The organism is Sphingobacterium gobiense (assembly GCF_002980575.1).
Classification (GTDB): Bacteria; Bacteroidota; Bacteroidia; order Sphingobacteriales; family Sphingobacteriaceae; genus Sphingobacterium; species Sphingobacterium gobiense.
Genome location: NZ_PVBS01000001.1, coordinates 1,930,353 through 1,953,056 on the forward strand (window position 1 = coordinate 1,930,353; position 22,704 = coordinate 1,953,056).

General features: G+C 39.8%; 22 protein-coding genes. 8 read left to right on the forward strand and 14 right to left on the reverse strand.

Annotated elements, in window-relative coordinates:
• Positions 1-7: 7 nt before the first annotated feature.
• A complete protein-coding gene (clpX, locus tag C5749_RS08600) occupies positions 8-1,258 on the forward strand; it encodes an ATP-dependent Clp protease ATP-binding subunit ClpX (protein WP_105724836.1) in 1,251 nt (416 codons plus the stop codon).
• A gap of 178 nt (positions 1,259-1,436) precedes the next feature.
• Complete coding sequence (locus C5749_RS08605) at positions 1,437-2,255, forward strand: AMP nucleosidase (protein ID WP_105724838.1); 819 nt, start codon at positions 1,437-1,439, stop codon at positions 2,253-2,255.
• Positions 2,256-2,270: 15 nt separating this feature from the next.
• On the opposite strand, the gene C5749_RS08610 is transcribed toward C5749_RS08605, so the two are convergent.
• The 9 genes from C5749_RS08610 to C5749_RS08650 form a co-directional block, all read right to left on the reverse strand.
• Complete coding sequence (locus C5749_RS08610; RefSeq protein WP_105724840.1) at positions 2,271-2,570, reverse strand: FtsB family cell division protein; 300 nt, start codon at positions 2,568-2,570, stop codon at positions 2,271-2,273.
• A gap of 76 nt (positions 2,571-2,646) precedes the next feature.
• Positions 2,647-3,942: a phosphopyruvate hydratase gene (gene eno / locus C5749_RS08615; RefSeq protein WP_105724842.1), complete on the reverse strand. Its 1,296-nt coding sequence runs from the start codon at positions 3,940-3,942 to the stop codon at positions 2,647-2,649.
• Positions 3,943-4,082: 140 nt separating this feature from the next.
• A complete protein-coding gene (gene carA, locus C5749_RS08620; RefSeq protein WP_105724844.1) occupies positions 4,083-5,183 on the reverse strand; it encodes a glutamine-hydrolyzing carbamoyl-phosphate synthase small subunit in 1,101 nt (366 codons plus the stop codon).
• A gap of 196 nt (positions 5,184-5,379) precedes the next feature.
• A complete protein-coding gene (locus tag C5749_RS08625) occupies positions 5,380-5,580 on the reverse strand; it encodes a YwbE family protein (RefSeq protein ID WP_105724846.1) in 201 nt (66 codons plus the stop codon).
• A gap of 23 nt (positions 5,581-5,603) precedes the next feature.
• Positions 5,604-6,923 (reverse strand): RIP metalloprotease RseP, encoded by a 1,320-nt coding sequence (gene rseP, locus C5749_RS08630; RefSeq protein WP_105724848.1) that lies wholly within the window; start codon positions 6,921-6,923, stop codon positions 5,604-5,606.
• A gap of 66 nt (positions 6,924-6,989) precedes the next feature.
• Positions 6,990-8,144, reverse strand: a complete 1,155-nt coding sequence (locus C5749_RS08635; RefSeq protein WP_105724850.1) for a 1-deoxy-D-xylulose-5-phosphate reductoisomerase — start codon at positions 8,142-8,144, stop codon at positions 6,990-6,992.
• Between the two features lie 9 nt (positions 8,145-8,153).
• Positions 8,154-8,897, reverse strand: coding sequence for a hypothetical protein (locus C5749_RS08640; protein ID WP_146113720.1), 744 nt, complete (start codon positions 8,895-8,897; stop codon positions 8,154-8,156).
• 132 nt (positions 8,898-9,029) lie between these two features.
• Positions 9,030-11,219, reverse strand: coding sequence for a S9 family peptidase (locus C5749_RS08645; protein WP_245893665.1), 2,190 nt, complete (start codon positions 11,217-11,219; stop codon positions 9,030-9,032).
• A gap of 20 nt (positions 11,220-11,239) precedes the next feature.
• Complete coding sequence (locus C5749_RS08650; protein WP_105724854.1) at positions 11,240-11,563, reverse strand: DUF3276 family protein; 324 nt, start codon at positions 11,561-11,563, stop codon at positions 11,240-11,242.
• A 288-nt stretch (positions 11,564-11,851) separates the two neighbouring features.
• Between C5749_RS08650 and C5749_RS08655 the strand changes: the two genes are divergently transcribed.
• The 5 genes from C5749_RS08655 to purN all read left to right on the forward strand — a co-directional run bounded on the left by C5749_RS08655 (position 11,852) and on the right by purN (position 16,732).
• Entirely contained in the window at positions 11,852-12,727 is an 876-nt protein-coding gene (locus C5749_RS08655) for a LiaF transmembrane domain-containing protein (RefSeq protein ID WP_105724856.1), read from the forward strand.
• A 6-nt stretch (positions 12,728-12,733) separates the two neighbouring features.
• Entirely contained in the window at positions 12,734-13,771 is a 1,038-nt protein-coding gene (locus tag C5749_RS08660) for a sensor histidine kinase (RefSeq protein ID WP_245893666.1), read from the forward strand.
• Positions 13,764-14,501 (forward strand): LytR/AlgR family response regulator transcription factor, encoded by a 738-nt coding sequence (locus C5749_RS08665; protein WP_105724860.1) that lies wholly within the window; start codon positions 13,764-13,766, stop codon positions 14,499-14,501. The genes C5749_RS08660 and C5749_RS08665 overlap by 8 nt, the downstream gene beginning before the upstream one ends.
• A 112-nt stretch (positions 14,502-14,613) precedes the next feature.
• Positions 14,614-16,056 (forward strand): serine hydrolase domain-containing protein, encoded by a 1,443-nt coding sequence (locus C5749_RS08670; RefSeq protein WP_105724862.1) that lies wholly within the window; start codon positions 14,614-14,616, stop codon positions 16,054-16,056.
• A gap of 100 nt (positions 16,057-16,156) precedes the next feature.
• Positions 16,157-16,732 carry a phosphoribosylglycinamide formyltransferase gene (gene purN, locus C5749_RS08675; RefSeq protein WP_105724864.1) on the forward strand — a complete coding sequence of 192 codons (576 nt, stop codon included), beginning with the start codon at positions 16,157-16,159 and terminating at the stop codon, positions 16,730-16,732.
• A gap of 46 nt (positions 16,733-16,778) precedes the next feature.
• Here the strand turns inward: purN and C5749_RS08680 are convergent, their stop codons facing one another.
• Together C5749_RS08680 and C5749_RS08685 are read right to left on the reverse strand one after the other, a co-directional pair.
• On the reverse strand, positions 16,779-17,438 hold the full coding sequence (locus C5749_RS08680; protein ID WP_105724866.1) for a class I SAM-dependent methyltransferase: 660 nt from the start codon (positions 17,436-17,438) through the stop codon (positions 16,779-16,781).
• Between the two features lie 125 nt (positions 17,439-17,563).
• A complete protein-coding gene (locus C5749_RS08685; RefSeq protein WP_105725349.1) occupies positions 17,564-18,289 on the reverse strand; it encodes a 3-keto-disaccharide hydrolase in 726 nt (241 codons plus the stop codon).
• A gap of 255 nt (positions 18,290-18,544) precedes the next feature.
• Here C5749_RS08685 and purH point away from each other — a divergent pair, with 255 nt between their 5' ends.
• Positions 18,545-20,071 (forward strand): bifunctional phosphoribosylaminoimidazolecarboxamide formyltransferase/IMP cyclohydrolase, encoded by a 1,527-nt coding sequence (purH, locus tag C5749_RS08690; protein ID WP_105724868.1) that lies wholly within the window; start codon positions 18,545-18,547, stop codon positions 20,069-20,071.
• A gap of 42 nt (positions 20,072-20,113) precedes the next feature.
• Here the strand turns inward: purH and C5749_RS08695 are convergent, their stop codons facing one another.
• The 3 genes from C5749_RS08695 to C5749_RS08705 are packed head-to-tail and all read right to left on the reverse strand — an operon-like array spanning position 20,114 to position 22,654.
• The gene (locus C5749_RS08695; protein WP_105724870.1) at positions 20,114-21,070 is read right to left on the reverse strand and encodes an MBL fold metallo-hydrolase; all 957 of its coding nucleotides are present in this window, start codon (positions 21,068-21,070) and stop codon (positions 20,114-20,116) included.
• Positions 21,067-21,663 (reverse strand): dephospho-CoA kinase, encoded by a 597-nt coding sequence (gene coaE / locus C5749_RS08700; protein ID WP_105724872.1) that lies wholly within the window; start codon positions 21,661-21,663, stop codon positions 21,067-21,069. The genes C5749_RS08695 and coaE overlap by 4 nt, the downstream gene beginning before the upstream one ends.
• 1 nt (position 21,664) lies before the next feature.
• The gene (locus C5749_RS08705; RefSeq protein WP_245893667.1) at positions 21,665-22,654 is read right to left on the reverse strand and encodes a CdaR family protein; all 990 of its coding nucleotides are present in this window, start codon (positions 22,652-22,654) and stop codon (positions 21,665-21,667) included.
• Positions 22,655-22,704 lie beyond the last annotated feature (50 nt).

Genomic DNA, 22,704 nt, shown 5'->3' on the forward strand with positions numbered 1-22,704 from the left:
TTAATCAATGAGTAAGATTAATAACAGGGACGTCCGTTGCTCCTTTTGTGGTGTCAGTAAGAACGACGCGCAGATGCTTATCGCGGGGGACGGAGCTCATATTTGTGATCGCTGTGTGACGCAGGCGGGTGAGATTTTAGCAGAAGAGCTGAAACAACGAAAAAGCAAATCTCTGCAGACCACCTTGAAGTTGGTTCGTCCCACAGAGATAAAACAACATCTTGACCAGTATGTAATCGGCCAAGACGACGCAAAAAAAGTAATTTCCGTTGCTGTATACAACCATTACAAGCGGTTGAACCAAAAGGTGGATAAAGATGAGATTGAAATCGAAAAATCAAATCTCATAATAGTAGGAGAAACTGGAACCGGAAAAACTTTATTGGCCAAAACAGTCGCGAAAATACTGAATGTTCCGTTCTGTATCGTTGACGCTACAGTTTTGACGGAAGCAGGCTACGTTGGCGAAGATGTAGAGAGCATCTTAACTCGCTTATTGCAAGCTGCAGACTATGACGTTGCCGCTGCCGAAAGGGGAATCATTTATATCGATGAAATTGACAAAATAGCACGTAAGAGCGACAATCCATCGATTACGCGAGATGTATCGGGAGAAGGTGTTCAGCAAGCATTATTGAAAATTCTAGAGGGCACGAATGTCAACGTCCCGCCTCAAGGAGGACGTAAACATCCCGACCAGAAAATGATTTCGGTTAATACCAGTAATATCCTCTTTCTTTGTGGGGGAGCATTTGACGGAATTCAGAAAAAAATAGCAAATCGTTTGCGGACGCAAACTGTGGGGTATAAAATGAAAGAGGAAGAGCAAGATGTAGATCTCAACAACCTATATAAATATATCACACCATTGGACTTAAAAAATTTCGGACTTATTCCCGAGTTAATTGGTCGCTTGCCTGTATTAACGTATTTGAATCCGTTAGATAAAGAGACTTTGTTAAGTATTTTGACAGAACCTAGAAATTCCTTAATAAAACAATATGTTAAACTGTTTCAGTATGAAGATATTGAATTGGTTTTCGATAAGGATGTGTATGATTTCATCGTAGATAAAGCATGGGATTTCAAATTAGGCGCCCGCGGGTTACGCAGTATTTGCGAAGCCATTATGCTTGACGCCATGTTTGAGTTGCCAACAAGTAAGGAGGAGGAAGATGCAAAAGTCCTACACATCACACTCGATTACGCGAAGCAGAAGTTTGCAAAATCAGATATCAAAAAATTACACGTCGCTTAAAACGCTGGCCTGCATGAGCTATTAAAAATCAGAAATTAGCTCACGCAAGCTTCATTGCCTTTGAAGGATAATTTATTTTAATGAAAATCCCTCCAACAATTTTGAGGGATTTTTTGTATATTATATAACGCACTAAACGTCTAGCATTTTGCGGTCGTTCACTAATCGAGAAACGCTTATGACAAAAAAGAAAAAAACAGTTGAAACGCCAGTCACCCCGGGACTAAAATCGAAAGAAGACATCGTTACAAACTGGTTACCTCGTTATACGGGGTGTCCGCTAGCGGAATTTGAGCCATATATATTGTTGACAAACTTTTCGAAATATGTCAAGATGTTTTCCGAGATGCACGACAATGCGCCTATTTATGGCGAAGACAAAGCGATGCAAGCTTGTACAGCTAGCGGTATCACCATGATCAATTTCGGAATGGGAAGTCCTATGGCCGCTACGGTGATGGATCTTTTATCTGCTATTGCTCCGAAAGCTGCGTTGTTCTTGGGAAAAACAGGCGGATTAAAAAAGAAAATTCCAGTTGGGGAACTTATATTACCTATCGCTGCCGTAAGAGGTGAAGGCACATCAAACGATTATTTCCCTCCTGAGGTTCCATCGCTGCCCGCATTCGCTTTGCAAAAAGCCATTTCTACAACAATCCGGGATTATTCGCTCGATTATTGGACAGGTACAGTTTATACGACCAATAGGCGTGTGTGGGAACACGACAAAGCATTTAAAAAATATTTAAAGAGTATACGCGCTATGGCCGTCGACATGGAAACAGCGACGATATTTAGTGTTGGTTTCGCCAATAAAATTCCAACGGGAGCTCTGCTATTAGTATCAGATCAGCCTATGGTACCAGATGGTGTTAAAACGGTGGAAAGCGATCTTTCGGTAACAGAAAAATACGTAGAAACTCATTTAAAAATTGGTATCGATGCGTTAAAGCAACTGATCAATAATGGGTTGACCGTTAAACACCTGAAGTTTTAAGATAGATCTAGATTCTTATTGTTTTGGTTCAACGTATTGGATGACGTAAACATCTTCGTTATCCTTTTTCATTTTGTAACGCTCTCTTGCTATGCGTTGAATTTCACCGGGATTGTATTGGGCATCTTTTATCGCCTTCTCTATCCGCGTAATTTCAGATTCGTAGAATTGCTTTTCATGTTCTAATGTATTCCTTTCTTGCTGATAGGAGAATTGGGTGCTGAAATCGTATCGATCGAAAAAGCACATCCAAATAAAAAAAGCAACACCCGCGATAAGGTATTTATTCTGAATCAATGCAAGGAACCGTTCCATAAAAATGCAAATTTAAAATTCAGTATAAAGGTAATATAAATTAAAATAAGCGGAGGCGTACCTCCGCTTATTTTAATTATTTAATCGCGTATTTGAAATTTTTGCCGATAAAGCGTGCATTATCGCCCAATTCTTCCTCAATGCGCAATAACTGATTATATTTCGCCATACGATCGGATCGCGAGGCTGATCCTGTTTTGATTTGCCCACAGTTTAATGCGACAGCCAAATCAGCAATCGTTGAATCTTCTGTCTCTCCTGAACGATGAGACATCACGGAAGTATAATCAGAATTTTGTGCCAACGAAACAGCATTAATTGTTTCTGTTAATGAGCCAATTTGATTTACCTTAACCAAAATAGAGTTTGCAGTATGGCTGTCAATACCTTGTTGTAAGCGTTTGGTATTTGTTACAAATAAATCGTCACCTACTAATTGTACGCGGTCACCGATTTTATCCGTCAAGATTTTCCAACCAGCCCAATCGTCTTCCTGCATACCATCTTCGATAGAAATAATCGGATATTTTTGTGTCAATTCTTCCAGATATGCTGCTTGCTCCGCAGACGTACGAACGGCACCATTCGAACCTTCAAACTTCGTATAATCGTATTTTCCGTCTACATAAAATTCCGAGGAAGCACAATCTAGTGCCAAACAAATATCAGTGCCTGGTTTATAACCTGCTGTTTCAATTGCCTTCAAAATCGTCTCTACAGCATCCTCCGTACCATCAAATGCTGGTGCAAAACCACCTTCATCTCCTACTGCGGTAGATAGATTACGATCGTGTAAAATTTTCTTCAAGTTATGGAAAACTTCTGTTCCCCACCGTAAAGCTTCTGAAAATGAAGGGGCGCCAACGGGCATAACCATAAATTCTTGAAAGGCAATCGGCGCATCGGAGTGTGAACCACCATTAACTATATTCATCATCGGAATAGGCAAAGTATTGGCGTTTACGCCTCCAATATAACGATAAAGTGGTTGATGAGACTCTTGAGCAGCGGCTTTGGCTACAGCCAATGAAACACCGAGTATAGCATTCGCACCTAAGCTTCCTTTGTTTTCCAGACCATCTAAATCAATCATGATCTTGTCAATTGTATTCTGTTCAAACACATCGACACCTTTAAGTGCTTCGGCAATTTTTGTATTTACGTTTTCTACTGCTTTCAAAACGCCTTTACCCAAGTATCTAGTTTTATCGCCATCACGTAATTCCACCGCTTCGTGTACACCGGTAGAAGCACCGGACGGTACAGCTGCACGACCAACAAAACCATTTTGCGTAGTTACATCTACTTCAACTGTCGGGTTTCCGCGCGAATCAAGAATCTGACGCGCATGAACATCAATTATTAAACTCATTTTTTTATTGTCTTATATTCTTTTTTTCAATCTTAGTGTATAACCGACACCAAGATAGCTTTTATAATTAGCATGACCAAATGTATGCATTTCTATAATCCTGCACAACATTACTTTTGCGTAATCCCCTATTTTTCCTACTACCCTTTAACCATGGCTATGAAATCGTCAAACAGGTAACGTGAGTCGTGAGGTCCTGGCGAAGATTCAGGGTGATATTGTACGGAGAAGGCTTTCTTTCCTTTTAACCGAATTCCCTCAATCGACTTATCGTTCAAATTGATATGGGTCACCTCTATTTTATCAGATTTCTCGAAGTCTTCCGCCACCACACCAAAACCGTGATTTTGTGAGGTAATCTCACAACGGTTAGCGATTATATTTTTTACCGGGTGATTTATACCTCGGTGTCCGTTATGCATTTTTTCCGTACGGATTCCGTGTGCTAATGCAAGCATCTGATGGCCTAAACATATACCAAACATCGGTTTATCCGCGGCCACTATTTCTTTGATGGTTTGTATCGCATAGTCTGTTGCTGCCGGATCGCCAGGACCGTTAGATATAAAATATCCATCAGGATTCCACTCTTCCATTTCTTTAAATGTCGTCTTTGCTGGAAATACTTTTGCATAGACTTGGCGCGCATCGAAGTTGCGTAAAATATTCTTTTTGATACCTAAATCCAAAACGGCAATACGCGTAGGTGCACCCTCTTCTCCGTAAAAATAAGGTTCTGTGGTCGATACGACAGAAGAAAGCTCTAATCCTTCCATAGACGGGACCTGCGCCAGCTGAGCCTTTAATTCCGCAACGTCAAGCGTTTCTGAAGATACGATGGCATTCATCGCGCCTTTGTCGCGTATGTGACGTACCAATGAACGCGTGTCAATATCTGAAATACCAACTAAGTTCTCTTCTTCGAAATAGGTTTGAATAGATTTATCAGCCATCTGACGGCTGTAATTGATATTATAATTTTTACAGACCAAACCGGCAATCTGAATTTTATTAGACTCTGTATCCTCCTCGTCTATTCCGTAGTTACCAATATGGGCGTTAGTCGTTACCATAATTTGCCCGTAATAAGATGGATCTGTAAAGATTTCCTGATAACCGGTCGTCCCTGTATTAAAACAGATCTCACCTGTTGTTGTACCGATTTTTCCGGCTGCCTTACCGTGATAAACCGTTCCATCTTCAAGCACCAAAATGGCTGGTAGTTTGCTGTAGTTGGTCATTCTTTATTTCTCTATTAAATGTTATGCTGTACTATTTCTCTCCCTTACGGATATAAAAAAAGCCCAAACGGGCTAAATAAAATTCAAATATGATAGGTTTCCATGTTACCACCGAAGCCTTGCGATATTATGACGAGATATGTTACCTCATTTTTCACGGGAGACAAAGGTAAAAAATAAAACGTAAAAATTCAAACTATTCCTCTTCTAAAATTTCCTGTACTCTACCAATCTGACCGTCTGCTAATCTGACTTTGATACCTCTATGATGAAAAGGCGCCGAAGTAAGTAAATCCTTTACAATACCCTCCGTCAATATACCTGTACGTTGATCTTTTTTCAACACAATATTCACCAGCATCCCCGGTTTTATATTTACTCTTGTTTTTCCGTCCATCGTTTATAGCTTACACCAGCCAATTACCATTTAATAATATCATTTCCAAGTGTAAATAGCATGAGGGCAATCAGAATAAAGAAACCCACCATTTGCGCTTTCTCAAGGAAATTGTCACTTAAAGGTTTACCTTGAATCATTTCCACCAGCAGGAATAGCACGTGTCCGCCATCCAAGGCAGGTATGGGTAGCAGATTCATAAAAGCTAGTGCCATTGAAAGCATTCCCACTAGTCCCCAAAACTTAAGCCAATTCACTTCTGTTCCGAACATTTTAGCAATCCCTACAGGTCCGGAAAGGGCTTTATCCGCACGTACATCACCTTTGAAAATCTTACCGAATCCTTTGATATTAACGGTAATAACTTCAAAAGCTCGTTTCGTACCAATAGGCAAGGATTCTAAGAAGCCGTATGTATGTGCAATGATAGGTAAATCTTCCGTGATCAGTGAAACACCTACTGTCGCCGTAGAGTCCACCCGACCTGCTAAGCTCAATTCTTGACCATCTCTCATAACACTAACGTTTATAGGTTTATGAACATTCTTTTTAATCTCCTCAGAAAATTGATCAAAAAATACTGTTGGCGTACCATTTACAGCGAGAATACTATCACCGACCTGAAACTGCATGCGTTCAGCCTCCGATCCTTTCTCTATTTTGCCGACGCTTTTCATTTTGCGACGAGGTTCCGCAAATTCCAATACTTTATGTTCTGCCACCTTGTTTAAAATATCGGAAGGTACGTTGATTTCTTTCCGATCGCCCTGTCTTTCTATTGTCAAAACCGCATCGCCCATCATAACGTCTGCTCCCAATACATCTGTACGGAAGGCTACCGCAGGTTTACCATTGACCATTAAAATTTTGTCGCCGGGTTGAATACCGATCTCCTTACCAATAATACCCGGAACCACGCCATAAGCCAATTTGCTATTATCGATATCGCTCTCTCCATAGCTAAACGCCAACATCCAGAAAACAACAATCCCAACAACAACGTTAACAATAATGCCTCCTAACATCACAATAAGGCGTTGCCATGCTGGTTTGGAGCGAAATTCCCATGGCTGGGGTTCCTGCTTTAGCTGCGCGGTATCCATTGACTCGTCGATCATACCAGCGATCTTTACGTACCCTCCTAACGGCAGCCAACCTATCCCATACTCACAACCTTTATAAGTAAACTTAAAAAGTTTGACACCCCATGCATCAAAGAAAAGATAGAATTTTTCTACTTTAATACCGAATGCTCTTGCTGCTAGAAAATGTCCCAGCTCGTGCAATATTATCAAAATAGACAGACCTAAAACAACCTGTCCAATCATTACCAATGTTCCCATTTATTAAACTAACGCTATCGGCCTTAAGCAGCATTACTGTCGGCCATATTTAAAATATTCGTTTTCTTATTTCACTAAACTTCGTGCCACAATCCGTGTCTCGTTATCTATTGCTAACAAATCCTCCAAAGAGGGCTTTCTGACTATCTTTTGCTGACACATTGTCGCTTCAATCAAATCGCTCATACCTAAAAAGGAAATCTCATCTGCCAAGAACGCTGCGACAGCAATCTCATTTGCAGCATTCAATACACAAGGCCGGTCCCCTCCGTCCTTAAGGGATTGATATGCGAGCTCCAAGTTACGAAAAGTATCTTTATCCACCTCTTCGAAAGTCAAAGAAGCATAATTCCTAAAATTAAAACGTTCAAATGCGTTAGGCTGGCGACGTGGATAGGTCAATGCATGCTGAATCGGAAGTTTCATATCTGGTAATCCCATCTGCGCTTTCATAGAACCGTCCTGAAACTGTACTACTGAATGGATAATAGATTGAGGGTGGACAATCACATCGATCTGTTCCACCTCCAAACCAAAAAGCCATTTTGCTTCGATAACCTCTAGCCCTTTATTCATTAACGACGCAGAATCGATCGTTATCTTTGCTCCCATCACCCAATTAGGATGCTTTAATGCTTGCTGCTTAGTAACAGCAGTCAAGAAATCACGATCTTTCCCTCGAAACGGCCCGCCGGAGGCAGTTAGATATATTTTCTCTATTGGATTATCTTGCTCTCCTACCAAACACTGAAATATAGCAGAATGTTCGGAATCTACTGGTAACATTGCGACGTCATATTGACGAACCAGATCCATGATCAATGCACCCGCCACCACCAATGTTTCTTTGTTCGCCAACGCAATATCTTTTTTCCGTTCTATTGCTTTAACCGTCGGTCGTAAACCTGCTGATCCTACAATGGCATTGAGAACCATATCTATTTCTTCGAGCTGCACTACTTCCTCCAGACCTTTGTCTCCGGCATATACAGCTATCCCTAGGTCTTCCAAGGCACTTTTAACCCGCGCGCACTTCGTCTCGCAACCAATTACCACGGCTTTAGGTTTAAACGCTCGTGCTTGGGCAATCAATAGATCAGCATTTACACTCGCAGTTAACACAGAAACTTCAAGCATCTCCGGAAATGCCCTTATTACGTCAAGCGCTTGCGTACCTATGCTTCCCGTAGAACCTAATATGGCGATATTCTTCTTCTTCAAAATGCGTGTTTAAATTATATTTTTTAATAATTGTGGATCATCTCCTCCCTTATAATCCTTCATCATATTATGATAGGCCACCGCCATAACCAAGCTGACGGATGGTATGATCACAAAAGTGTTGACCGCACTAAAGATTTTGGCTATAATAAAGTAACCCAGATATTCAAATGAGACTTGAAGTATGTAAGCGGTACCTACAACTAGCATTAATAACAATAAATTAATAACGTTTCCTTTGGTCAACGCGATACTTAAACGACAGGCCCGGAAAAGACCATGTTTTTTATCTACGATAAAATAAGGAAAAAAAGTGATTCGAAGCAATACGAACATCATAATCAAACCCGTGAGAAACGGGTTAACTTCCATACTTAATGTTTCCATATCCGCTCCTAAATACAGCAGAGGAAAGCTTAGCGTAGAGGAAAGCAAATAAACTATTCCCAATAGAAAAGAATATAGAATGAACCCCATCAAAAAGTTCACAAACTGTTTTGCCGATGGAATATAATCTTTAAAATCTGTATGTTCAACTCCTTGCGCAAGCAATAAGGCCCTTTTTATCAGGACCAGTTGCGTACCGAAAAACAACGTCACAAAGACGAAGCACAACACTCCTTTCACCACGCTCCCACTCGAGTCCCCCAATGTAAATGCTAAATAGGATGACAAACTGGATGTTATAAATAATAAAAAGCAAAGCCCCGCAATTGAAAAATAATGGCTTTTCAAGATACCTATTGCTTTCATAAGAACATCGTTTGCCTTAAACGTGCTTTGCTTCAAATGCTGTAACATGGTGAAAAATAATTATGCAAACCTAAATAAAATGCCATGCATTCACGAATACCGAAAAGAAAAAAAACGATGATGAGTAATATACTATTTAAATTCTTCTGGCACCGGTTTCTCCAACAAGTAATGATAATAAAAGCGTACCCGTTCTTTAAAATCATATGCTGATTTCGAACGTGCAAATCCATGACGACTACCAGGATAAATCATTAGCTCAAAGGGAACATCCCTGTCTGTCAATGCGTCCACCAATTGCATCGTATTTTGCATATGTACATTATCATCAATATCTCCGTGCATAATGCGCAGCCCTCCTTTGTATTTATCTACATACGTCAGTATCGAACCCGCTTGATATCCTAGTGAATTATCTTGAGGAGTGTCCATCCATCTCTCCGTATAATGCGTATCATACAGCTCCCAACTAGTCACGGGCGCGCCCGCAATCCCATAGTCAAAATAGTCGGCACCTTTTGTCAGCGCCAAACAGGTCATATAGCCACCATAACTATGCCCAGTAATCAACAGTTTATTATTGGCTACCCATGGCTTTGCTTTTAACCATTTTGCAATGGTAATGTAGTCTATCATTTCCCATTTGCCCAGGTTTCTGTGCATCAAAGCCACACCTTGTTTGCCGAAATGACCGGAGGCCCGGTGATCACAGACAATTTGGATGATTCCTTCTTTCGCCCAATACTGATTAGATGTGCCTTTCCAGGTGTTTCGCACGGTTCCAGCATCAGGTCCGCCGTAAATGCTCATAATTACTGGATAAACTTTACTTTCGTCAAAATCTACAGGATACGTTATGATAATCGGTAAATCAAATTTTCCGTCTTCTGAGGGAATAGTAAAATATTCCGTTTTCCCGATATTATAATCGCCAAAATGACTTCCTTTACTATCCGCCAATTCTTTTATGAGTTTACCTTTATTATCGACTAATACTACTTTATTTGGAGTGGAGACATTAGAATAGTTAGTTATAAAGTGTTTTCCATCTGGTGAAACTTTCACTTGATGCGTATAGTCTCCGAATGTCAGGCGTTTTAATCGCTTTCCGGTATAATCTACACGATATAGATCTACAGTAGCAGAGTTTTCCTTACGTGCTGTAAAATACACGACTTTATTTTTTTCGTCTATCAACTCCAACGACATTACTTGCCAATTACCAAACGTCAATGGATTAACTAACTTGCCTTCCAATGTATATAGATAATAATGAGCCCATCCCGTACGATCAGACTTTAAAATATAATGCTTGTTGTCCGCCAAGTAGGTTATGCGTTCGCTGTGATCAAGATTAATCCAGGTGGGTTGTTTTTCATCATATATCTCGATTTTACTGCCATCCGTAGGTTTGACGGAATAGAATTTCAGGTTCGTTTGGTCGCGATTCATCCACTGTACCATGATGGATTGACTATCAAAGCTCCAATAAGGCTCTCCAAAATATTGGTCATCTTTCTCGTTAAAATCTGCCCAAACAATTGGAGACCCTTCCACCTTGACAAAACCTACTTTTACTTCAGGATTAGGATCCCCCGCTTTTGGATAGCGTGTTTCCTCCAAATATCCGTGCTGCCCTTTCGAAACATAAATAGGGAACATTGGCACCTGCGTATCATCAAAGCGCATAAAAGCCAATTGTTTACTATCTGGTGACCACCAAAATGCTTTATAATTTGTTGGACGACCCAAAATTTCTTCATAATACACCCAAGAGGACCAACCGTTATAGATAACATCTGTACCGTCTGACGTGTAGCGAATTTCACTTCCATCGTCTACTTTCACACTATATAAATCGTTATCCCGCGTAAATGCTACATATTTCCCATCTGGCGACAACGTTGGATTCTTTTCTTCTATGTCGGAGGATTGTGTTAAGCGTCTATCCGGATCATTTCCGTAACGGATATAGATATCTTTATCTTTAACAAACACCTCTGTATCCGACTTAACCGGCGGCGTATAAGATATGCGTTCACCTGTTTTTACATGCACTTGATAAAGTTTGCCGTCCGTAACATCACGTTCAATATAATGATCATTATCCGCCCAACCAGTATATTGGTTGATCGGTTTCGTGATCGAAGTTTCCTGCCCCCATGCTTGGGCAAAGCTCAATGTTTTCTTCTGAGCCTGTAACTGGGTAACAAATAGAAGCCCTATAAGTGATTTTACTAAAATCTTATTCATAATGGATGTTGATAACGCCACGAAATTAACAATAATATAATAAAAAAAGCCACTTAATAGTGGCTTCATATGTTTTACGTTCAAATGCGTTAGAAAGAATAATCGTCTTTCTGTGCATATTCGGCCGGGTCTTCTTGATTCGGTTCGTAACGCTTTTCGACAACTTCTTGGTTAGCCTTGATATAGTCCACAACCTCTGTCAACCCTTCAGCAAATTTTTCAAAATCTTCTTTGTACAAGAAAATCTTGTGCTTAATAAATTGTCCATCTTCAAAACGCTTTTTGCTTTCCGTGATGGTTACATAGTAATCGTTCGAACGAGTTGCTTTTACATCAAAAAAATAAGTACGTTTTCCCGCTCTCACCTTTTTTGAAAATACTTCTTCACGCTCTTTGTTTTCAAAATCTCCCATTAGTAGTGTATTGTAAGTATTTAAGTTTAAATCCTTTTTCGCTATAAATATATAATAATTAATTTCATGTTTCCAAATTTAATTAAAAAAACCTTTATAATCTGCTGTACGAATACCAACATGGATGAAAGCACCAAGAATTTTCTCGAGACTTTATTTACGTAATTGAAAGATTTCACCGAAAAAAAAAAGGCGTTTACCGAAAAAGTGCATTGTATTACCTATTTTGGTTAACGTATTATTAAGGATTGCATTACTTTTGACTTAAATATAAAAATACAAGTAGTGATGGAAAGAGAAAGAGATCATAAAACACCACCCCCTATTCCGCCCCGCGGCAATAACAAAAGTGCAAATATTGTCGGATTTGCCATCGTATTCTTGGGTATGGCTCTCTTGATGCGTAATCTGGACCTGGGTTTTCCGTTTCCGAGGAACATCTTTGGTTGGGAAATGATTTTGATCATCATTGGGATAGTGATTGGTATAAATTCAAAATTTGAAAAGAAATCTTCGATCATTTTGATTGCGATTGGTGGACTTTTCTTTCTCAAAAGGTTTTTAGATGTTCCTTTCTGGGGCACCATATTTCCTATGATGGCTATCATCCTCGGCATCTATTTTATTGTACGGAACCGTAATCAATCAACCCCGCCTATTCCTCCATACACGCCGTCGGACAAAGACAAAGATGAATTCGACTGGGACAAGCGCGTGGATGTTGCTAATGAACCTGCTGATGCGTATAAATCTTCATTTGAACGACCACGTGATGGATCCCTTGATGATCAACAACAAACAAAAAAGGCATACACATATGAAGGGGAAAACTACATCAAAGTAGAATCTATATTTGGTTACGCAAAAAAAATTATTTTCTCGAAAAATTTTCGCGGAGGCACTATGACGAATCTCTTTGGTAGTACCGAAATCAACTTACTGCAGGCTGATATACAGCAGCCGGTAGCGCTGGATGTATTTCAACTATTCGGAAGCACGAAGATTATTGTCCCTCCACACTGGATCGTTGCGACAACGGCTTCAAGCATATTGAGCGAGAACGACGACAGACGTGTAATATTGGCTAACGTAACAGATCAGAACAAATGCCTGTATATCACTGGTACATCTATCTTCGGAAACATCACCATAAAAAACAGTTAATGTATAATGACGTTTAAGTTAACGACAAAAAACCGTCTAATCCATGTTAGTGCATGGACGATCTGCATTTTATATTTTGCTGTTTCTTATTTCCTATTGTGGTGGGATTTGAGTCCGAAAGCGGTTGCACCTTATGAACCGATAGTGGGTTCGCTTTCTATAACCATCTGTTGTTATCTAATTTACACCACATTGCAATTTTATTTGCCGCGCAAGAATCAATATGTGAAAATTATATTAATTTGTTTAGTCCTGACCGTTATGAGTATCGGACTGTCTATATTTTTCCTAAATCAGTTTTTTGACGATTTCTCATTGTCGCGTTTTTACCAAGTCTTACCCTATCGCTTTATCATTAACTTTCTATTGTTATTGTGTGTAACGATTATCAATGTTTTCTGGAATATCCAGGAAGAGTATGAGGAAAATAAAAAAAGAAAAGAGGAATCAGAGCGCATACTACGAGATGCAGAATTGTATAATTTGCGCCAACAACTTCAACCCCACTTCCTATTTAATAGCCTTAACTCAATCATCGCTCTTATTGGTATTAAGCCTGATGAAGCGCGTAATATGACATTCCAGCTCTCTGATTTCTTACGTGGCACGATGCGGAAAGATGATAAGCAACTAATCCCGCTCACGGATGAAATCGCCCATTTACGACTATATCTTGATATTGAGAAAGTACGCTTCGGACATCGGTTAACGACAAAATTCCATTTACAGAAAGAAACAGATCACGCGAAAGTTCCCTCAATGATTATCCAGCCTCTATTAGAAAATGCTATTAAATTTGGCTTATATAACATGATTGGTGAGGTCGAAATCACGATTGATATCCGTATAGAAAACTACATGTTGTATATTAAGATTACAAATCCATTTGATTCCGATCAATTTGAAGGCAGAAAAGGCACCGGATTTGGGCTTTCCAGTATCCAACGTCGACTGTTCTTGCTGTATAGTCGTACAGATTTATTGGAAACCTCTATTCAAGACCATATATTTACATCAACCCTAAAAATTCCACAATATGATTAAGATTATCGTTATAGACGATGAGCCTTTAGCACGCATGGTTATCTCCGAATATTTACAACAACACCATGATGTCAAAATCGTTGCCGAATGCGGAGATGGCTTTGAAGGTGCAAAAATGATTCAACAGTTACATCCTGATCTTATCTTTTTGGATATTCAAATGCCAAAATTGACCGGATTCGAAATGTTAGAGATTCTAGACGAGATGCCCAACGTCATCTTTACGACAGCTTTTGACGAGTTTGCCATCAAAGCTTTTGAGAAAAACGCAATTGATTATCTGCTAAAGCCAATCAACAGAGATCGATTCGAACAGGCATTAACAAAATTCAAAAATAGGCATCTTAACCAAACTCCAAAGGAAACTTCTGCAAAAATAGACGCTGTTAGAGAGGAAGAAACATTGGAGCGTATCGTTGTAAAAAACGGTTCACAGATTAAGATAATCCCTGTGCAACAGGTCGTGTATTTGGAAGCATACGACGATTACGTCAAAATACACACGAAAGACGGTATGTTTTTAAAAAATAAGACAATGAGCTCTTTTGAGAAACAGTTAGACCCTAAGCAATTCGTACGGGTACATCGTTCGTTTATCGCGAAAGTAGATCAACTTGCGAAAATTGAGCCGATGGAGAAAGAAAGTTACATCGCCACATTGTTAACTGGGGAAAAAATCAATATCAGTAAGTCGGGATACGCACGTTTAAAACAAATAATTGGCTTATAAACGTTCGTTTCACATCTAAATATTTGTCTTTTAATGACCATCTAGAATATCCCTTTTATCATTACACGGATTAGTGTTTTATAAGAAGGGGATATTTCTGTAATTTTGCGGTATGATTCGCTATTTATTTTTCTTACTGTTGATGTGCTCTGCGCTGACGGGATTGGGACAAACGAGGACAGAAGATGCCAATCGAGCTGTTTTCAATAAAATAGAATTTTTCATCAACATGCAGATGACAGATTCTATTTACAATTTAGCCTCGGATGGTTTTAAAGAACAAGTTAGCAAGGACCAGCTCACCTTTATGCTACAGAATCTTTACCAATTAGGCAGAATAATCGATGTGGAAGTGGAAGATTTTAAAAGTCAGACAGCCACTTATCGGGTATATTTTACAGATGAGCGTCAACTGCTGGCCAAACTGGCTGTAGACAGTACATATCATTATACTGCTTTAGCTTTTACCCCAGCAGACAATAGTACGCAGAAAGTTGAAAAACCGGAAAAAGAAGAAGTGATTAGTCAGGTAGAAAAGGAAACCCCCTTAGATTTCTACATTGATTCAGTAGCCCATACGTATATCAAAAAAACGAACACACAGTCTTTGGCGGTGGCGGTTTTTCACAAAAATAAATACAAAACATTTCTGTACGGTGAAACCGAAAAAGGCAACAATACACTTCCCACAGAAAATACATTGTATGAAATAGGTTCGCTAACCAAGGTATTCACAGCGACATTGCTTGCTGATCTCGTCACAAAAGACATCGTCCAGTTGGATGACTCCATAGCACGTTTCCTCCCCGATTCAGTTTCTTCCAATTCGTCATTGAAAGGAATTACTTTTAAAACTTTAGCGAACCATACATCTGGGCTTCCGCGCATGGCAGATAACTGGAACCGGATTGCTGGATATAATGAAAAAGACCCCTATACAGCTTATGATCAGAAAGCGCTTTTTAGCTTTCTAAAACATTACCAACCGCTGCGTGAGCCGGGCGTGGAATATGAATATAGTAACGTTGGCTATGGGGTGTTGGGCGAGCTAATCGCTATTATCAGCAAAAAATCTTATATGGAATGCCTACAAGAGACTATTTTGGCACCTTTACTACTTAACAACACGACCGACAGGCCAGATACGAAAAAACAGCAAACGATTCTCCTTGGATTAGATAAAGACGGAAATACAACACCACTATGGAATTGGAAAACGATGGTAGGTGCTGGTGGCTTAAAATCTAACATAAGAGATCTTATGCTATTTGCTGTCGAACAATTCAAAATGCCAGAAAACGAGTTGCAAAACGCGATGGCCTTAACGAGACAATTCACTTTTTTTACGCCAGATAATATGGATATTGGCTTAGGCTGGCACATGAGCATGCTTGATGGTATAATATATTTCCATCACACGGGCGGAACGGCAGGCAGCAGTTCATTCATAGGCATCTCTCCAGATACCAAAACTGCGGTTGTCATTCTATCTAATGCCTCCGAAAGCGTGCATCCGATCAGTACCGAAATCGTGGAAAAATTGTTGGGAGAATAGGCTAAAGCCATATTAGAAAGATAAACTCGCACTCGAAAGTATCCGAAAAATTACCTAAGTTTGGGTAAAAATCAACTTAATAAATAAAAGACACATTATCGTGAAAAAACGCATTGCTATTTTTGCTTCCGGCTCAGGTTCTAATGCACAGAAAATTATGGAACATTTTAAGTATTCCAATCTGGCCGAGGTAGCTTTGGTGTTGAGCAATAATCCTGAAGCCTACGTTCTACAACGTGCCGATAACTTCGAGATCCCGTCGCATATTTTTGACAAGAAAGCTCTTTATGAAACAGATGAAATCATTGATATTTTAAAACGTTTGGAGATAGACCTCATTGTTCTAGCTGGTTTTTTATGGTTAGTTCCCCAACATCTTTTGAAAGCTTTCCCAAATAAAATCATCAATATCCATCCTGCTTTACTACCTAAATATGGAGGAAAGGGAATGTACGGCGATCGCGTTCATAAGACTGTTCTTGCGGCGGGAGATGAAGAACATGGCATCACAATCCATTTCGTTAATGAAAACTTTGATGAAGGAGAGGTAATCCACCAAGCTAAATTCAAGATTGAACCGGAGGATACATTGGAAGTTATCAAGTTTAAAGGGCAGCAATTAGAACATCAATATTTTCCGAAAGTCATCGAGAATCTATTAAAGAAATATAATTAATCGGGATATTAATTCGCGGTTGCTTTAGACGAATAATACGGACGGCTTATTTCTTCTTCATCGTAATCGTTGTAAACGTCCTATCCACCGTTTCCCCAGTTTTACTTTTAACAGTTTCTGTTTGCGTCTCTATCCCTCTAGGATGGAAAGCCGTATTATCGAAAATTTTTTTAATTTTTTCGTCGTCATATAGGGTAAAACCGAATTCAACAAAAGGCAGTTGTTTCATAAAATCACCTTGAGCGTAAGTAATATTTAATACCCCGCCCGGCTTTATTACCCGATAAAGCTCAGCTAGCAGTGCCCTTGGGTCATCCCAAAAGTAAACGGTATTTACTGTAAAAACTTTATCAAAAAAATTGTCTTCGAATGGAATATGCACGCCATCATACAAATAAAAGCTAGCCTGCTCATTATCCAGAAATTGCGAATTTAAGCGTTGTGCTTCTTCTTGCATGAGCACAGACATTTCCAAACCGTAATAGCTTAGGTTCTTTTTTTGTTCGAGCAGTTGTGCAAGATGACCGCAATTGCCATGGCCAAGCTCCAATATCAGCTCCCCATCTTGTAGATCCAGCCGTTTTATGGAATGAAGCGTCATGTTGATATTCGTTTCATTCATCATTTCAGCAACTTTAACGCCGTTGTCACCTTGCGGTTGTCGTAATTGCGAGGCTAATTCTTGTAGTTCTTTATTATGGGCCATCTCTTTTAAAATTTATGAATGAAAATCATTGAAATAACAACGGCAAAAACTCCGTTAAATATAATCGCCAATTTGACCAAGTATGTCCACCTTCGCTTTCCCGATACGTATATTTCATATCTATTTTACAGCGGTCTTATCTTAATATTTCGGAAAGAAACTCCCCGCGACCAGTCTTGCAAGGCGATACGTCCTTTGTCGTGTTTTCCGAACTCCGGATAATCTTTAAATGCACTTCTGGAAACTAAATTCTTCCATGTTGTGGAGTTGAAATCTACTTGAGCCGTCATGTTGCCGTTAAGATAGAATTCCGTTTTTCCATTTTCTTGTATAATTCGCGAATGGTTCCATTGCCCTACCTTTTTTGTGTTGACGAAGTTCTTCTGCGGGAAAAAAGTATATAGGCAACCCGACCGTTTCAATGGTTTGTCAAAATCGGCATGTGAATCTTCTAGAAGCTGATATTCTGGTCCCGAATGGTAGGTAGCGTCGATATCTGGTTGCTCCTGAACATTCACAAAAACACCGCTGTTTCCCGCTTTCTCCAGTTGCCAATCAAATATCAGCTCATAGTTTTCGAATTCCCTATCCGTAACCAGATCTCCCTTTTTGAGATCGCTATTGGGATCACAATAAAGGACGCCTCCTTGTACTACCCAAGCAGACGGCGTATTCCCTCGATTATAAACATGCCAATTAGACAAAGATCGCCCATCGAAAAGCAATTCCCAGCCTTCCTTTTTCTCTTTTTCGCTGAGTGTATTCGGCACCGTATTGGCTACATCACCGCACGCGACAAAAAATAATAAAACCGAAACACAAAGGAGCTTAATTATTTTTTTAATATGCATATGGGTAAAATTATGAATATCTGAAAACATCTGATTTTTTATCGACTATGGCTAAATGTAGAAAATATCCGTGAAATTTAAAAGGCAATGTTTTTTCCACCACTTAAATTCTTATCTTTGTCACTCCAAAAATAGAGCGATGAAATATCCATGTTTGCTACTACACAAATGCGAATGAGTATAACCGAGCGTAGCGAGCTCTCCGTAGGAAATCTGGATATTCCATATGGCCCTTAATAAATAATGTTTACACATATGAATCATCCTGTTAAGATTAAAAATGCTCTGGTGTCGGTATACTACAAAGACAACTTAGCCCCCCTCATTAAACTACTGAATAAATACGGAGTTACTTTCTACTCTACAGGCGGTACGGAAGCATTTATCCGTGAGCAAGGAGTCGACGTTGTCGCGGTAGAAGATTTGACTAGCTACCCTTCTATCTTAGGTGGCCGCGTAAAAACACTACATCCGAAAATATTTGGCGGCATATTAGCACGTCGACCATTAGCAGGCGATCAAGAACAGTTAGCACAATACGAAATTCCGGAAATTGACCTCGTCATAGTAGATCTATACCCCTTCGAAGAAACAGTGGCTTCTGGCGCTTCAGAGCAAGATATTATTGAAAAGATTGATATAGGTGGTATCTCTTTAATCCGTGCTGCCGCGAAAAACTTCAACGACGTGGTTATTATCTCATCGAAAAGTGATTACCAAGAACTTGAAACTATCTTAGCTGCACAAGAGGGACAAACTACTTTGGAACAGCGCAGAGAATTTTCGAAACGAGCTTTTAACACTTCGTCGCACTACGATACTGCAATTTTCAATTATTTCAATCAAGAAAATCCGCTTTCTGTTTTTAAGCAATCAGTTCAACGAGCACAAACACTGCGATACGGTGAAAACCCGCATCAAAAAGGAACTTTCTTCGGTGATTTGGACGCTATGTTCGACAAGCTAAACGGGAAAGAGCTTTCTTACAACAATTTAGTGGATGTAGACGCAGCCGTTGCCATTATCGATGAGTTTAACGACCCTACATTCGCCATTCTAAAACATACAAATGCCTGCGGGGTAGCTTCACGGCCTACTACAAAACAAGCGTGGATTGATGCTTTGGCATGTGACCCTGTTTCGGCATTTGGAGGTGTATTGATTACTAACGGAGAGATTGATAAAGAAACAGCGAACGAAATCAGTAACCTATTCTTTGAAGTACTTATTGCGCCTTCTTATACGGAGGATGCTCTAAGCGTATTGACATCAAAGAAAAACCGTATCATTTTAAAACGTAAAGATGTCCAGCTGCCTAAAGAACAGTTCAAAACGTTATTGAACGGCGTTATCGTACAGGACAAGGATCACACAGTAGAAGGTCCTGACGCGATGACAACAGTTACCGAAACCCAGCCAACAGCAGCGCAATTAAATGATCTGTATTTCGCGAATAAGATTGTAAAGCATACCAAATCGAATACGATTGTTTTTGCCAAGAACAACACCTTGGTTGCGTCAGGTGTCGGACAAACATCACGCGTGGATGCGTTAAAACAAGCTATCGAAAAGGCACAATCTTTTGGTTTCGATATTAAAGGGAGTGTAATGGCCTCTGATGCCTTTTTCCCATTCCCCGACTGCGTTGAAATAGCGGGCGATGCAGGAGTAGCAGCGGTGTTACAACCCGGCGGTTCCATTAAAGATCAGCTGTCTATTGACATGGCCAATGAAAAGGGTGTGGCGATGGTCACAACCGGTGTAAGACATTTTAAGCACTAGATAGATTATTTAGGGCGGTGCATGGCTATTGCACCGCCGATTTTACGTAGCCGATAGGATATCCCGGACAATAAGTTTTCCGTCGAAATGTTTTTTTAAATATTTCCCGTCCCCATGGATTGTCCATATCTGTTTCGGATGTACTTTGTCAATGAAATACAAAATATCCTTCCAGTCGACATGATCAGAAATATATAACTCAATGTCATTTTGCTTTTGCAACCGTTCCCAACCGGAGGCGAATGCCCTCAATACATTTTTTGCTTTAAAATAACTGTTGAACGTAAGCGGAGGCACCAAATATATTTTGTTGGTACTCCCGTCTTTCATCGCTTTGCGATTATATAAAGTATAGCGAAGTGCTTTGTAACCCAACTCATTATATAGTTTATGAACAGCATACATCTTATGGTGCACCAACACTTCTCTTTCCGGCAGCAAATCGTTAATCAACGCCGTTAGCCGTTGCGCTTTGCCTAATGCATAACATCCAAGCATAATATTGCTTGGTTTATCCTTTAACTTTAAAATCTCTTTTTTGACGTCCGGATGGAATACGGCGGGATTCGCAAAGGTCGACTCGGTGATTAGCACATCAGCTTTTGACAATACAACCGGTTCACAAGTGGCATCTTCCTGTAATTTATAGTCTCCAGTATACAAATACTTCACCCCTTGATATTCCATCAAAACCTGTGCAGAGCCTAATATATGCCCGGCAGGAAAAAAAGTAATATGTACATCCCCTAACGAAAAAGTACTTCCGAATGTTATCACTTCAAGACTATTTACCACCATTTTCGGGAACTTATTTTTCATAAATGCGAATGTGGCTGCCGTGGCGTACATTTTTTGATGCCCATTGGTGGCATGATCACCGTGTGCATGCGATATGATATTTTTTGCAACGGGGTGCATTGCATCTATATAAAAGTTTCCATATCGACAATAGTAGCCTATATCATCTCTTACTAAAAAATCATCCAAAATCTCATTCATACTTTTCGCCCTTCTAGAAACTGGCTGTGTAACGGTAATATCTGCGGGAGTAGGGGGATTGAGCCGTCATTTATAATTGTAAAATCAGCAAGTTTTTGCTTCTCTTCGTCAGGTAGTTGTTTATTTATACGGTCTAACACTTCTTCTCTAGTTACCGCATCCCGTTGCATAACACGCGCTATACGTATGGCTATTGGTGCAGTAATCAGAACAGTATAATCCAGCTTTTTATATGAGCCGCTTTCAAAAAGCAGGGCTGCTTCTTTCAATGAATACGGAAAAGTCTGCGATATTGTCCATTCTTCTCCGTGTTGAATCACAATAGGATGCACAATAGCATTCAGTTTATCCAATTTATCTTTATCTCGAAACACTTGTGAGGCCAAGTAACCACGGTTCAAACGGCCTTCTATATCATAAACCTCCTTACCGAATTCCGATATCAACGCGTCTATGATAGCTGGATTCGTATTCATCAATTCCTTCGCTTCGTTATCCGCATCGTAAAATGGTACTCCTAGCGCTTTGAAGACTTTCGCTATGTAGCTCTTTCCTGAACCTATTCCTCCAGTAATACCAATCTTCAACCCCATATTATCTCCTTACAAAAAAATCAACATTTTGCGGTTCAATACTAATCACCTTACAATGTTCAGGGATTTGCGTTAAAATTACAGGTAGATTCTGTACCTTATTTCTTTCCCAATTTTCCATATCTACGATAGCTTCAAAATTCCGTGACGACCATTTGTTATAATCTTTCAACGATACCAGAAACGTAACTTTAATCTTGCTTGGTAAGGTACGAACCGAAGTATACCGCGAAGCATTCTCCACTTTGAGTGGGAGCTCGATCACCTTTTCCGTGATTTCCCCTACCGGAATAGTAATCTCTGAAAACGTAGGATAAATCGTTATGTTGTTTTTTTGATGTTTATTTAAATAAGCAATCGTGCGAATATCTGTTGCTACCTCTGCACCTCGGATCGTGTCAGTTTCCAAATAATCTATATTGGCAACATCCTCCAATGGACCTGTGACCGTCACATACTCGGGATTAGCCCGCATGTCACCAATGATGCCGTACTGCTTTTTAAAGTGGATATCGTATAGTGGGCGGATGGGCACTTTTCTTTGCGTCTGTTTAGAAAAGTCAAAGTACAACGTATCTGGTATCACACCTATCACTTGATTATCTGCAGGAAATTGTCGGTTAATGTATCCTAATTGATTCGCAAACACAATATAGTTCCTCGTTCTCAATCCGCTTAAATCCACCTGCACATGTGGCGTATCAGGGCGCAGTCTTTTCATGAACATCTTCCAACCGCTCATTCTCATCCGGATGCTGACTGTATCTGATTGTAATGGATGAAATGCTTTGCTTTCCGGAATATTCACGTACGAAATACCCGCATCGATACGAAATGTTTGCTCGGTAGATACCGCAAATAATAACCACGCAATAAACGAAATACCCAAACACCGCAAAAATATTGCGATTTTTCGACGTTTTATCTTCGTGATGCGGGGTTGTATCATAACGACAAAAATAATGATTTTTTTATTGTCCTTTTTATCCATGAGTACCCATATTTATGGGAATGGATAAGCACCTGGTTTTAGAAAAAGGG

Excerpts from the sequence above, each read along its gene's own strand:
- clpX (WP_105724836.1), top strand. The coding sequence starts at position 8 with ATGAGTAAGATTAATAACAGGGACGTCCGTTGCTCCTTTTGTGGTGTC.
- C5749_RS08605 (WP_105724838.1), top strand. The coding sequence starts at position 1,437 with ATGACAAAAAAGAAAAAAACAGTTGAAACGCCAGTCACCCCGGGACTA.
- C5749_RS08610 (WP_105724840.1), bottom strand. The coding sequence starts at position 2,570 with ATGGAACGGTTCCTTGCATTGATTCAGAATAAATACCTTATCGCGGGT.
- eno (WP_105724842.1), bottom strand. The coding sequence starts at position 3,942 with ATGAGTTTAATAATTGATGTTCATGCGCGTCAGATTCTTGATTCGCGC.
- carA (WP_105724844.1), bottom strand. The coding sequence starts at position 5,183 with ATGACCAACTACAGCAAACTACCAGCCATTTTGGTGCTTGAAGATGGA.
- C5749_RS08625 (WP_105724846.1), bottom strand. The coding sequence starts at position 5,580 with ATGGACGGAAAAACAAGAGTAAATATAAAACCGGGGATGCTGGTGAAT.
- rseP (WP_105724848.1), bottom strand. The coding sequence starts at position 6,923 with ATGGGAACATTGGTAATGATTGGACAGGTTGTTTTAGGTCTGTCTATT.
- C5749_RS08640 (WP_146113720.1), bottom strand. The coding sequence starts at position 8,897 with ATGAAAGCAATAGGTATCTTGAAAAGCCATTATTTTTCAATTGCGGGG.
- C5749_RS08645 (WP_245893665.1), bottom strand. The coding sequence starts at position 11,219 with ATGAAGCCACTATTAAGTGGCTTTTTTTATTATATTATTGTTAATTTC.
- C5749_RS08650 (WP_105724854.1), bottom strand. The coding sequence starts at position 11,563 with ATGGGAGATTTTGAAAACAAAGAGCGTGAAGAAGTATTTTCAAAAAAG.
- C5749_RS08655 (WP_105724856.1), top strand. The coding sequence starts at position 11,852 with ATGGAAAGAGAAAGAGATCATAAAACACCACCCCCTATTCCGCCCCGC.
- C5749_RS08660 (WP_245893666.1), top strand. The coding sequence starts at position 12,734 with ATGACGTTTAAGTTAACGACAAAAAACCGTCTAATCCATGTTAGTGCA.
- C5749_RS08665 (WP_105724860.1), top strand. The coding sequence starts at position 13,764 with ATGATTAAGATTATCGTTATAGACGATGAGCCTTTAGCACGCATGGTT.
- C5749_RS08670 (WP_105724862.1), top strand. The coding sequence starts at position 14,614 with ATGATTCGCTATTTATTTTTCTTACTGTTGATGTGCTCTGCGCTGACG.
- C5749_RS08680 (WP_105724866.1), bottom strand. The coding sequence starts at position 17,438 with ATGGCCCATAATAAAGAACTACAAGAATTAGCCTCGCAATTACGACAA.
- C5749_RS08685 (WP_105725349.1), bottom strand. The coding sequence starts at position 18,289 with ATGCATATTAAAAAAATAATTAAGCTCCTTTGTGTTTCGGTTTTATTA.
- purH (WP_105724868.1), top strand. The coding sequence starts at position 18,545 with ATGAATCATCCTGTTAAGATTAAAAATGCTCTGGTGTCGGTATACTAC.
- C5749_RS08695 (WP_105724870.1), bottom strand. The coding sequence starts at position 21,070 with ATGAATGAGATTTTGGATGATTTTTTAGTAAGAGATGATATAGGCTAC.
- coaE (WP_105724872.1), bottom strand. The coding sequence starts at position 21,663 with ATGGGGTTGAAGATTGGTATTACTGGAGGAATAGGTTCAGGAAAGAGC.
- C5749_RS08705 (WP_245893667.1), bottom strand. The coding sequence starts at position 22,654 with ATGGATAAAAAGGACAATAAAAAAATCATTATTTTTGTCGTTATGATA.